At 58.1% G+C, this 12,113-nt stretch carries 10 protein-coding genes; 3 read left to right on the plus strand and 7 right to left on the minus strand.

Going from position 1 to position 12,113, the window contains the following annotated elements; all coding sequences use genetic code 11:
• Positions 1-68: 68 nt before the first annotated feature.
• Positions 69-1,067 (minus strand): porphobilinogen synthase, encoded by a 999-nt coding sequence (gene hemB, locus AC2FHX_RS02015; RefSeq protein WP_496700458.1) that lies wholly within the window; start codon positions 1,065-1,067, stop codon positions 69-71.
• A gap of 119 nt (positions 1,068-1,186) precedes the next feature.
• Between hemB and AC2FHX_RS02020 the strand changes: the two genes are divergently transcribed.
• Together AC2FHX_RS02020 and mfd are read left to right on the plus strand one after the other, a co-directional pair.
• The gene (locus tag AC2FHX_RS02020) at positions 1,187-1,714 is read left to right on the plus strand and encodes a component of SufBCD complex (protein WP_496700457.1); all 528 of its coding nucleotides are present in this window, start codon (positions 1,187-1,189) and stop codon (positions 1,712-1,714) included.
• Between the two features lie 18 nt (positions 1,715-1,732).
• On the plus strand, positions 1,733-5,188 hold the full coding sequence (mfd, locus tag AC2FHX_RS02025; protein ID WP_496730384.1) for a transcription-repair coupling factor: 3,456 nt from the start codon (positions 1,733-1,735) through the stop codon (positions 5,186-5,188).
• On the opposite strand, the gene AC2FHX_RS02030 is transcribed toward mfd, so the two are convergent.
• The 5 genes from AC2FHX_RS02030 to AC2FHX_RS02050 all read right to left on the minus strand — a co-directional run bounded on the left by AC2FHX_RS02030 (position 5,185) and on the right by AC2FHX_RS02050 (position 11,029).
• A complete protein-coding gene (locus AC2FHX_RS02030) occupies positions 5,185-5,853 on the minus strand; it encodes an SH3 domain-containing protein (RefSeq protein WP_281972017.1) in 669 nt (222 codons plus the stop codon). The genes mfd and AC2FHX_RS02030 overlap by 4 nt on opposite strands.
• Positions 5,850-7,514, minus strand: a complete 1,665-nt coding sequence (locus tag AC2FHX_RS02035; protein WP_496700455.1) for a hypothetical protein — start codon at positions 7,512-7,514, stop codon at positions 5,850-5,852. Before AC2FHX_RS02035 ends, AC2FHX_RS02030 begins: the two co-directional genes overlap by 4 nt.
• A gap of 57 nt (positions 7,515-7,571) precedes the next feature.
• The gene (locus AC2FHX_RS02040) at positions 7,572-8,780 is read right to left on the minus strand and encodes a multidrug effflux MFS transporter (protein WP_496700454.1); all 1,209 of its coding nucleotides are present in this window, start codon (positions 8,778-8,780) and stop codon (positions 7,572-7,574) included.
• A 75-nt stretch (positions 8,781-8,855) separates the two neighbouring features.
• Positions 8,856-9,515, minus strand: coding sequence for a DsbA family oxidoreductase (locus AC2FHX_RS02045; RefSeq protein WP_142633547.1), 660 nt, complete (start codon positions 9,513-9,515; stop codon positions 8,856-8,858).
• Positions 9,512-11,029, minus strand: a complete 1,518-nt coding sequence (locus AC2FHX_RS02050) for a class I adenylate-forming enzyme family protein (RefSeq protein WP_496700453.1) — start codon at positions 11,027-11,029, stop codon at positions 9,512-9,514. Before AC2FHX_RS02050 ends, AC2FHX_RS02045 begins: the two co-directional genes overlap by 4 nt.
• 65 nt (positions 11,030-11,094) lie before the next feature.
• Here AC2FHX_RS02050 and AC2FHX_RS02055 point away from each other — a divergent pair, with 65 nt between their 5' ends.
• Positions 11,095-11,718 carry a helix-turn-helix domain-containing protein gene (locus AC2FHX_RS02055; protein ID WP_142633550.1) on the plus strand — a complete coding sequence of 208 codons (624 nt, stop codon included), beginning with the start codon at positions 11,095-11,097 and terminating at the stop codon, positions 11,716-11,718.
• On the opposite strand, the gene AC2FHX_RS02060 is transcribed toward AC2FHX_RS02055, so the two are convergent.
• Positions 11,707-11,943 carry a hypothetical protein gene (locus AC2FHX_RS02060; RefSeq protein ID WP_142633552.1) on the minus strand — a complete coding sequence of 79 codons (237 nt, stop codon included), beginning with the start codon at positions 11,941-11,943 and terminating at the stop codon, positions 11,707-11,709. The two genes, AC2FHX_RS02055 and AC2FHX_RS02060, sit on opposite strands and share 12 nt — an antisense overlap.
• Between the last annotated feature and the right edge of the window lie 170 nt (positions 11,944-12,113).

Genomic DNA, 12,113 nt, shown 5'->3' on the forward strand with positions numbered 1-12,113 from the left:
CCTCGTGTCACGGGAAAGCTGCCGGGTGACCAAAGATAGTCGGCGAAAAATCGCGGAAACGCGGGGGATTAGCCCTGCAGGATCCGGGCGGCCTGAGGCGCGAAATAGGTCAGGATCCCGTCGCATCCCGCGCGTTTGAACGCCAGCAGACTTTCGAGCATGACCTTCTCTCCGTCGATCCAGCCGTTCTGAGTCGCGGCTTGTATCATCGCGTATTCGCCCGAGACTTGATAGGCATAGGTTGGCGCACCGAACGTGTCCTTGACCCGGCGGCAGATGTCCAAATAGGGCATGCCGGGTTTGATCATGACCATGTCTGCGCCTTCGGTCAGGTCACGCTCGATCATGCGCAGCGCCTCGTCCGAGTTTCCGGGGTCCATCTGATAGGTCTTTTTGTCCCCCGTCAGCGCGCCCGAGGCGCCCACTGCATCTCGGAACGGTCCGTAGAACGCACTCGCATATTTGGCCGCATAGCTGAGGATCATCACGTTGTGATGGTCTGCGCCTTCCAGGGCGCGCCGCATTTCACCGATCCGGCCATCCATCATATCTGACGGTCCGATGATGTCGGCGCCCGCATCTGCTTGCGCCAGCGTCATCTTTACCAGCGCCTCGATCGTTTGATCGTTTATGATCTCACCATCGACCACATAACCGTCGTGGCCGTTGATATTGTATGGGTCCAGCGCCACGTCCGTCATCACCGCGATATTGGGTGCGGCTTTCTTGATGGCGCGAATGGCTCGGTTGGACAGGTTATCGGGGTTCCACGCTTCGGCGCAATCTTCGGTCTTTAGGGATACGTCGGTGTAGGGAAAGATGCAGATTGCCGGGATACCCAGGGCCTGCGCTTCGACCGCAGCCTGTGCGATCAGATCGACCGAGCGGCGCATGACACCAGGCATCGAGGGGACAGGCTCTTCAATACCTTCGCCGTCTCGGACGAAAACCGGCCAGATCAGATCATCGGTGGTCAGTGTATTCTCGCGGACCAGCGCCCGCACCGCCTGTGATTGGCGTGTTCGACGAAAACGGGCCAGAGGATAGGGGGCAATGGTCGGTTTCATGACGCGCTCTCCTTGTAAATTCCAGCATTGGGTGGCATGAATTCCGTGTAGTCTCAAGGGTAACGATGGACGCGTCTTTGCGAAGAAGGTCCCTGAAGACGGAAATTAAGGGCTGACGCGTGGACTTATACTCTTCGATTTTTGAACTCATCGACATGCGCAGCTTTTCGAATCTCTGGTATTGGATCGGGCTTGCGGTGTTGTGGTCATCGGCCAGCCACTGGGCCATGGGCGTGCCGTATGACCTTGTTGTGCGCGCACGGCGGGTAGGCGGGCAATCGGAACAGGATTTGATGGATATCGTCCGCATTAACGGAAACCGATTGCTCTATATATTGGATGTATCCGGCCTCGCGATATTAGCGTTTAGTTGTTTTCTGTTCACGGGTCTCGCCACTTTGGGGTTCTATTACGGTGTCGAATTCGCGCAGGCCGTGTTTTTGTTGCTGTTTCCGGTTTGTCTTGTCGTGCTGATCAATGTATCAGCCGCACGGAAACTGCGCCGGGAAACACCCAGTCTGGAGTATATTTCCAAGATTCTTACGCGCTGCCGGATCTATACCCAGATAGTTGGTATGATTTCGATCTTGATCACTTCGCTTTGGGGCATGTACCAGAATTTTTCCATCGGCGTCCCGGGTTGGTAAAATCAGAAAGGCTTGGCGATGACGGGTCCGAACCAAGTAATCGTTGGCGGCGCCCCCGAAGGGTTTGACGCGCAGCTTGTCCTGAATGAGCTGGCGCGCTCGGGCGGGCCGGTGTGCCATGTAGCGCGTGATGACAAACGGCTTGAGGCGATGCGCGCGGCGCTTGCCTTTTTTGCGCCTGACATGCCGGTATTTGTGTTCCCAGGCTGGGATTGTCTGCCATATGATCGGGTATCGCCCAATGCCGATATCTCGGCAGCGCGTGTGGCCACCCTTGCCGCACTTGTGCACCAGATGCCGCAGCAATATGTGCTGCTGACAACTCTGAACGCCGCAACCCAACGCGTGCCCGCCCGTGCGGTGCTGCGAGAGGCGGCGTTTACCGCCCGTGTCGATCACCGCATTGATGAAACCGCGCTGCGGAATTTCCTTGTGCGCATGGGGTTCACCCAAAGCCCGACCGTGATGGAGCCTGGCGATTATGCCGTTCGAGGGGGTATCATCGACATTTTCCCGCCCGGCGAATCCGGGCCGGTGCGGCTGGACCTGTTCGGGGATGTTCTGGATGGAGCACGTCGGTTTGATCCGGTGTCGCAACGTACGACCGAAAAGCTGGCTGTTGTGGAGCTGGCGCCAGTGTCCGAGGTCATTCTAGATGACGCCGCCATCACCCGGTTTCGGCAGAATTATCGCATCGAGTTTGGTGCGGCGGGCACCGATGATCCCCTGTACGAGGCCGTTAGCGCAGGCCGAAAGCATCAAGGCATCGAGCATTGGTTGCCGTTCTTTCACGAAAAGCTTGAAACGCTGTTTGATTATCTGCCTGGTGCCACAATCTCGCTGGATGATCAGGTCACGCCTGCCCGTTTGGCACGTTGGGAAACCATTGCCGATCAATACGAAACGCGGCGGCTCGCGCTTGAGAACCGGTCGCGCATGGACACGGTGTATAAACCGACACCACCGGGCCTACTGTATCTGGATGACACTGCTTGGGAACAAGCTGTCGGCGATAGGCGCGTTCTGCAATTCAATGCATTGCCTCAGGCCCTTGGGCCCGGGGTGATTGACGCAGGTGGACGGATTGGACGGAATTTTGCGCCCGAGCGGCAGCAGGAAAGCATCAGCTTGTTCGGAGCACTGGCCAGCCATATCACGGACAAAATGGCAAAGGGGCCGGTTCTGATTGCGTCTTACTCCGAGGGTGCCCGCGAACGTCTGACTGGGCTGATCGAGGATGAAGGCCTTGCCGAAGCGATCCCTGTGCCCGACGGTACGCGCATCGGCAAACGCGGGCTGCATCTGGCCGTCTGGGCGCTGGAGCACGGGTTCGAAACGCCCGACCTGACCGTGATCGCCGAACAGGATGTGCTGGGCGATCGGCTGATCCGGCAACCCAAAAAGCGCCGCAAGGCCGAAAATTTCCTGACCGAAACCCAATCCCTTAGCCCGGGTGATTTGGTGGTCCATGTGGATCATGGCATCGGGCGTTATCTGGGGATGGAGGTCGTGACGGCGGCCGGTGCCGCCCATGAATGTCTGCTGCTGGAATACGCAGAACAATCCAAACTGTACCTGCCAGTCGAAAATATCGAACTGCTGTCGCGATACGGTCATGATGAGGGTCTGCTGGACAGATTGGGCGGCGGCGCGTGGCAGGCCAAGAAGGCCAAGCTGAAAGAACGTATCCGCGAGATGGCGGATAAGCTGATCCGCATCGCTGCCGAACGGGCCTTGCGCAAGGCCCCGATCATGGACCCGCCTCCGCACGCGTGGGAGGAGTTCAGTGCGCGCTTTCCCTATCAGGAAACTGACGATCAGCTGCGCGCAATCGGTGAGGTCATGGAAGACATGCATTCCGGCGCGCCGATGGATCGTCTGATTTGTGGCGACGTGGGCTTTGGTAAGACCGAAGTCGCAATGCGTGCCGCTTTCGTTGCCGCAATGTCGGGCGTGCAAGTGGCGGTGATCGCACCGACAACGCTGTTGGCGCGTCAGCACGCGGCCAGCTTCAAGGATCGCTTCCGGGGCTTCCCGCTTGAGGTGCGGCAGCTGTCCCGCTTCATCTCGGCCAAAGAGGCGCAACAGACCCGTGATGGGATGGCGCGCGGCACGGTGGATATTGTAATCGGCACCCATGCCTTGCTGGCAAAAGCGATACGGTTCAACAATCTGGGTCTGCTGATCATCGACGAGGAACAGCATTTCGGTGTTGGCCACAAGGAGCGTCTGAAACAGCTGCGCAGCGATATCCACGTCCTGACCCTGACCGCGACGCCGATTCCACGAACGCTGCAACTATCCCTGACCGGCGTGCGTGACCTGTCGATCATCGGCACACCTCCCATCGACCGGCTGGCGATCCGCACCTATGTCAGTGAGTTCGACGCGGTCACGATCCGCGAAGCCCTGCTGCGTGAACATTACCGTGGTGGGCAGAGTTTCTATGTCGTTCCGCGCATCTCGGACCTACCCGAGATTGAGGAATTCCTGAAAGAGCAACTGCCAGAGCTGACTTATATGGTGGCGCATGGGCAGATGGCGGCGGGGGAACTCGACGATCGGATGAATGCGTTCTACGACGGCAAATACGATGTCTTGCTGGCCACCACGATTGTGGAAAGCGGGCTGGATATCCCGACTGCAAATACGATGGTTGTGCACCGGGCGGATATGTTCGGCCTGGCGCAGCTCTATCAGATCCGCGGCAGGGTCGGGCGGTCGAAGACCCGCGCCTATGCCTATCTGACCACAAAACCGCGCACCCGTCTGACTGCCACGGCCGAAAAACGCCTGCGCGTTCTGGGCTCGCTCGACACGCTGGGGGCGGGGTTCACGTTGGCGTCTCAGGACCTTGATATTCGAGGGGCGGGTAACCTGTTGGGCGAGGAACAGTCGGGCCAAATGCGCGATGTGGGCTATGAACTCTATCAGTCGATGCTGGAGGAGGCGATTGCCAAGATCAAAGCCGGTGAGATGGAAGGCCTGTCGGATGCAGATGACCAATGGGCGCCGCAGATCAATCTTGGCGTCCCTGTCCTGATCCCAGAGGATTATGTGCCCGATCTGGATGTCCGCCTAGGCCTGTATCGCCGTTTGTCGTCGCTGTCGACCAAGGTGGAATTGGAAGGCTTCGCCGCTGAATTGATCGACCGCTTTGGCACGCTGCCGAAAGAGGTCAACACCCTGATGCTGGTCGTGCGCATCAAGGCGATGTGCAAACGGGCGGGGATTGCAAAGCTAGATGGCGGGCCCAAAGGCGCGACGATCCAGTTTCACAACGACAAATTCGCCTCGCCTCAGGGGCTGGTCGAGTTCATCCAGAACCAGCGCGGGTTGGCCAAGGTCAAGGATAACAAGATCGTCGTGCGCCGCGATTGGAAGAAGGACAGCGACAAGATCAAGGGGGCCTTTGCCATCGCCCGTGATCTGGCGGAAAAGCTGGTGGCCGAAAAGAAAAGAGCCAAAGCCTAGTCACCGCTGACAAAGGTGCACAACTGCCATTCGCCAGTTTCGGATTTTGCCAATGCTGCCCGGTAACCAGTCATAGGCCACAGGAAATCGCTGTGCATATAGCCCTGGCCGCCGTCTGTCAGCAGAACCCTCTGGTACTGCGCGATGGGGGAGAAGTCGCGGATGATGACGACCTCATAGCTGATGAGGTCCAGTATCGCCGCGCCTCGATTTGGTGCGTTGCGCAGAGTTACATCCTGAGCGGTCACAAAATAGGCCAACGCCGGATCCAGCGAAGCGGGTAGGGTGAGCTGCCATTGGTGGGGCATCCAGAACTCGCCATCTTCGTTGAAATAGCCAGGCTGTGTCAGGGTGTTTTCCAGATCGGACCAAAAGGTTTCAACGACCTTTTCCCTGTCATCATCATCTTGCTCTGACGTTGCCGGTCCGGGAGTAAGATACTCGCGCAGCTCGTCCGGGCCGCCATTGCCGCCGTGGCTAAGGTAAATATCCGGGCAGGCAACAGACAGCACGCCTTCGATGTCGCGCTCGGCTACCATGTTCAGCAGGTTTGCCCGGAACGAGACGAGGGTGACATCCCGCTCGGCCTCGTTGACCGGCGGAAAGGATTGTCGATCCGCCAGCGCCGGGTTGCAGAGCAAAGCGAGCAGAAAGGCGTATCTCATTCGGCGGCCCTCATGGCGGCTTGAGCACAGAAACAGGACGCGCCAACAGCCCGGTCCGCACGAGCCAGAGCCAAATCCAGCCGTTGCCTGATCTGCACGATCTCAACCGTCTCACCGCGCGCCTTCAGGCAGTCATGCAGGCCCTTGAGGCTCCAGACATTGTCAGGATGGACAGAGGCACGGCTGAGCGTACCGCCCAACCCCAAATCCTCGCGGTATATGGCCTCGGCTTCGGCGGTATGCCCTTGTTCGAACAGCAATGCACCCAACGCGTGTCGAGTGGGCTGCATCCATCCCCATGGCTCGTCATAGGGCAAGGTGTCGTCCAGTTCGACCGAGCGGCGCAGATGGGCGTAGGCCGCATCGTAGTTTTCCATGCGATACTCGATTTCGCCACGCAGCATTTCGCGGGCAATGTCCAGCAGGTCGATCACGCGGTTATTGTGCAGCAATCGCGTTTCTGGCACGCGGGCCTTGGCAGCGAGGAACAACTGCTCTTCGGCTTCGGCTTCGCTGACCTGCCCAGTGGCGGCAAAAGCAATGGCCCGGGCATAATGCGTGGTTGCCGTGAGAGTGCAGTACAGTTCGGGGTCCGAGGGCAGCTCAAGCGCCATTGCCTCTTCCCAACGGCCAAACCGGATCAGGATATGCGGGCCCATTGACATGTAACTTTCGAAGAAATCCGCCATAGGCGGGCTTTCTATGCGCAGCATGTCTTCGGGTGTGGTGTCCCACAATCCCTGATTGGCCCGCAGAGCCGGTTCCATCTGTCCCAGAAATAGGGCGCCATATATGACAAAATGATAATTGTGCTGGCGGTAGCCGGTGTAGATGTTGAACGCGCCTTCGCGTTCGTAATATTTCAGGTCGGCCTCAACGGCTTTTTGGTTCCAGTGGACGACGTTCTGGTAATGGCCGCACAGCACATCGATATGGGTGGGCATATGCACCAAATGGCCCGCATCGGGAACCAGCGTCCGCAGAACATCCCCCGCTTTCAGCGCTTTTTCCGGGGTCGGAGACATCTCCATCAGGTGGACATAAAGATGCAGTAACCCGGGATGAGACATCGCTGCTGGATCATCAGCCATCGCCTCCTCCAGCGCTTTTTGCGCCTCGACCGTGGCGGCCCCTTCGGCGGGCTGGCCGGTCGTCAAATCCCACATTTGCCAGGGAGTGAGGTTCAAAAGCGCTTCGACATAGATCGTGCGCAGGTCCAGATGAGCGGGCTGCGATGCAAACGCTGCGCGCATAGCATCGGCAAAATCGTTATCCCAGTTGTGCATGTCGTCAATGGCTTCGCGCTGGGGATAGCGGGCGGGAAGCGCGCGGATCAACGCTCGTTCAACCGGCGTACATTCGCCCACAAGAGACATGGCCAGCTGCGTCGCATCATAGGCCAGCGTCAGCGCCTTTTGCCTGCCTGCGTCATCGTGCAGGTCCCAGGGCATGTTGTAATTCGGCCCCGCCGCATAGGCGACGCCCCAATGGGCCATGGCGCAGTTCGGGTCATGCTCTAGCGCGCGCTGAAAACAGACGACGGCCTCTTCGTGGTTATAGCCATAGGTCCAGACCAGCCCCCGGTCGAACCACAGTTGCGCATCGGGCGAAGAGGTGCTTACTGGACAGGAATGGGTGTCCAGATCGTAGTAGTCGCTCATTGAAAATCTCCCCTCGAAACAAGGGGAGGATAACGTGTTTCACGCGCTCTGCACAGATCAGGCGGGCAATCTGTCTTCTATCCGGCCCATATACAGCATCAGGCCGAACCCCATCGTGCACATAGTCAGGACACCTACTGCCAAGGGCAGGATCGATCCGTCAAACAACTGTCCCAAGGGGGCTGCTACTGCAGCGGCCAGAACGGTTGATACCGCGCCTATGACTGACGCTGCCATGCCCGCAATATGGCCCATCGGCTCCATCGCGATGGCATTCAGGTTGCCCATCGTCATACCGGCCATGAAGAACACGGCAGTCTGCCAACTGACAAAAAGCGCAAATGAGGCGCCATCAGAAAGGTCCAGACCATTCATTACCATGACAAAACACGTAAAGATGATCTGTGCGCCCAAAGTCCAGGTTACAATCCGGCGCATCCCCAATCGGATGACCAAAGTCGCGTTCAACAAACTGGCCGAGCCAGCCATCAGAGCAACGAAACCAAACCAGAAGGGGAAACTGTCGGCTCTGTCGTAGATGATGTCATAAACAGGTTGTACCATCGTCAGCATGGTGAACAGCATCCCAAGGCAAAGCGTTTGCACCATGATCGAAACCCGCACAGTCGGGTGTGCAAACATCTGCCGCGCGGCATCAATCATAAGCGGCAGGCGCAGGGGGCGGCGATTTTCGGGTGTCAGAGGTTCGCTCAGACGCAGGCCCATCCACGTGATGGTGATCAAAGAGAACAACATGAACGAAGCGAAGATGCCACGCCACCCGGCCAGAGCGATCACCCCGGCACCCATCATGGGCGCGATGGCGGGAACCAGCGTAAAGATCATCATGGCAATCGAGACGATGCGGGCCATCTCACGACCGGAATAGAGGTCACGGATAATGGCCATGGCCACCACGCGTGGGGCCGCGCTGCCGATGCCTTGAAAGATACGCGCAATCAACAGCATCTCAAGCGAGGAGGTGGCCCAGGCGACTGCGGCAGACAGGATATACAGCGCAGAGCCGACGTAAATTACCGGCTTGCGCCCGAATGCATCCGACAGAGGGCCGGTGAAAAAGGTGCCGATCCCCATGCCCAGCACAAATGAGGTCAGGATCAACTGCGCCTTGTTTGCATCACCTGGGCTGAGTTGCGCGCTGATCTGCGGCAGGGCGGGCAGCATCGAGTCGATAGAAAACGCGATTGTCGCAAACATCATTGCGATCAAAGCGACAAATTCTCCGCGCGGCATGCGATTACTCATGGGGCTCTCCTGACCCGTTCGCGCTATCACAGCGGATTGGGCACGGCCAGTGATCAGAATGCACAGGAGGCTGTGCTATTTTGCAGGGGAAGCCTCGATTTGAGACATGATTTCACCGATCACGCGTTCCCACATTTCCGGTGGTTGCGCGCCGGGGACAGCATGTTGGTTGGCAACGATAAAAGTCGGTACCGACGTCACACCCATCTGCCGGGAATGCGCGTCGCGGTTGCTGATGTCGGTGCGGTCGGCGTCGGATTTCAGCAGCTTCATGACGACGGCGGCGTCCATCCCCTGACTGTCGGCAATATCCGCCAGAACCTCGTGGTCACCGATATCGCGACCCTGTACAAAATAGGCCTGAAACAGGGCATCAACTATAGCGTTCTGCTTGTTTTCGATCCCGGCCCAGTGGATCAGCCGATGAGCGTCCAGCGTGTTCGGGGTGCGCTTCATCCCCTCAAAGTCGATGCCCAACCCTGCGTTTTCGGCATGCTCGACCACCGGGGCATACGCACGGATGGCTCCGTCTTTTCCGCCGAATTTGCGCTCCAAGTATTCGCGCCGATCCATGCCTTCGACCGGCATATCGGGGTTCAGCTGAAAGGGGTGCCATTCAATGATGAATGGATGATCCGGAGTTGCAGCCAACGCTTTGTCCAGATGAGTCTTGCCAATATAGCACCAGGGGCAGATCGGGTCAGACATGATGTCGAGCTTGACGGTCTGGGTCATGTATTGGTCGCCTTGAAATAGGCCGGCAGCGCCCGGCGCAAAAGTTTGCCATTGCCGCCTGTTGGCAGCTGAGGCAGATGGATAAAGGCGCGCGGTTGCTTATAGCGCGCCAGATTTGTCTCGACATAGGCGCGCAGGGCGTCCTCGTCCAGCTTTTCCGGCCCGGTATAGAATGCCACTATGACAAAAGTGTCCTGCTTGACCTCAACGGCGGCCGCGCCAACCTGCGAGATGCCGGGATATCGGGACAATGTGGCCTCAACCTCGATCGGTGAGACCCGGTAGCCGCCTGCATTCATCATATCATCGTCTCGGCCAAGATAGGTGATCTGACCATCAACTGCCATTGCACCCTGATCGCCGGTCAGAAACCACTCGCCCTGCATCCTGGCCAGCGCTTCGTCCGGCGCGTTGAGATAGGTCAGCATTAGGCCGGGGTCTGATCGGTGGATGGCGATGGTCCCTTCTTTCCCTTGTGGAACCGGCCCGTCTGGACCCAGAATTGCCACACGCCGCCCCGGTTGTGGTTGCCCCAGTGCATCGCCACGTGCCGGATAGGCTGGGCTTGAAGAGATGAAGGTCGAGCATTCGGACATTCCAAAAGCTTCATACAACTCGCGCCCGGTGATCCGTGTCCATTTCTGGTGCAGATGCCGTGAGAGTTTTTCGCCAGCGCAAAGACCGTGCCTCAGATCGGGAAGGTGCAGATCGTTTGCTTCGTTCAAAATTTTCCGAAACACGCCCGGAGCTGCAGCAAATATCGTGGCACGGTGATTGCGCAGCATATCGGGTAGGTTCGACAGATCGGTGCCGGGTTCCGGTATCAGCGCTGTCGCGCCAATAGTCCAGGGATCCATCAGTCCTGTCCCCAACGTATAGGTCCAGTTGAACGCACCTGCATGGCACAATCGATCCGTTTCCTGCAGGCCGTACCACCCATCCACCATCATCTGCCGCGCCCAAATTGCACGATGGGCATGTGCAACGGCCCGTGGCTTGCCCGAGGTGCCAGACGTATAGACCACATAAGCCATGTCTTCGGGGTCGCCCATCCGAAACTCGGCCAGAGGTAGATCGCGCATCTCGCGCAGTTGGCTCAAAGATATCTGGTTCGGGTGATCCGCGCTGGCGATATCGGGATCGCGCAATATGGCGGAGGGGTTCAGATCTTGGATGATCTTTGCCGTTTCTGGCTGTGTCAGCTGTGACGATGTCGGCACGGGTACAATGCCGACCGCGATTGCACCCAGATAGGTTATTGGGAAATCAACCGTGTTCCCCAAACGCATCAAGACCAGATCGCCCGGTTTCAAACCGGCCCGCAGCAGACCTGTACCGGTTGCAAGGATCGCGCGTTTCAACGCAGCAAAGCTCCAGTTCTGTGCCGACGTTGCGCCAAGTACGGACAAGGCAATCTTGTCGCCATTGCGATCTGCTTGACGCAACACATGCGCGGCCAGATTGAAGGGGGTGGGGCAGGCCTTGGGCGGGCCTTGATCGAACAGGGAAAGCATGGCGTCTGGCTAACGCGGCAACTGCTGCGTTGCAAGCGGGACAGGCTGGCCCTATAGAGTGGCGCATGAGAACCAAAGAGCAGACATCTCTGATCCGAATTGCCCGAAACTCGGGCGAGCATACAGAGGTTGAACCGCTGGACCTTGGCGTCCGTGTGCGTGAATTGCGCAAGGCGCGAAACTGGACTTTGGAACAAGCGGCCAATCAGGCGGGATTGGCGCGTTCAACACTCAGCAAAATCGAAAACGGGCAGATGTCGCCTACATACGATGCGCTGAAGAAACTGGCGATCGGGCTGGAAATCTCTGTTCCGCAGCTGTTCACGCCGCCACAGCGCGAGCAGGTGATCGGGCGTATGGCTGTGACCCGGATGGGGCAAGGCACCAGCCACGCAACCACAACATACGAGCACGAACTGCTGGCTGAGACGCTTACGAAAAAGCAGATGCTGCCCTATCGCGCCCGTGTACGTGCCCGGTCGATGGATGAGTTTGACGGGTGGGTCCGCCACGATGGCGAAGAATTCCTGTACGTGCTGACGGGTGTCGTTCGCCTGTATACCGAGTTCTACGAACCCGTCGAAATGCGCCGCGGTGACAGCGCCTATTACGACGGCAGCATGGGGCATAATGTCGTTTCGGTCAGTGAAGAAGACGCGATGATCCTGTGGGTGACGTCACTTACCTAGATGTTTGGTGACTTCACGGGTTAGCGCTTCGGTGAACAGGAAATCCTCAAGCTCTTCATGTGCCTCGTTCACCGTCAGATGATGGCGTTCGGCCAGATAAGCCTCGAATTGCGCACGGTCGCGCCCGACCGCATCCATGTCTCGGTCGCGCAAATTGGGAAACCGCCGTTTTGCACGGGCGTACATTTCATTCCAATCTTGCGTCAGATCGTTCCACTTAAACATCAATTGGGCTTTCTGTTTGTCTGGCTACAGATCTGCTCGGCCCTGAATTCAGGGTACGAATGGTGTTTGCAGGTAGGGCTATGGCAAAATGTCGCACCTTGAGCGTGCGAAGTTTAAATCAGTTAGGCCCGCCACAGGAAATCTGAGACGGGCCTACGGACCAAATAGTT

Source organism: Ruegeria sp. CDSC042 (genome assembly GCF_059610745.1).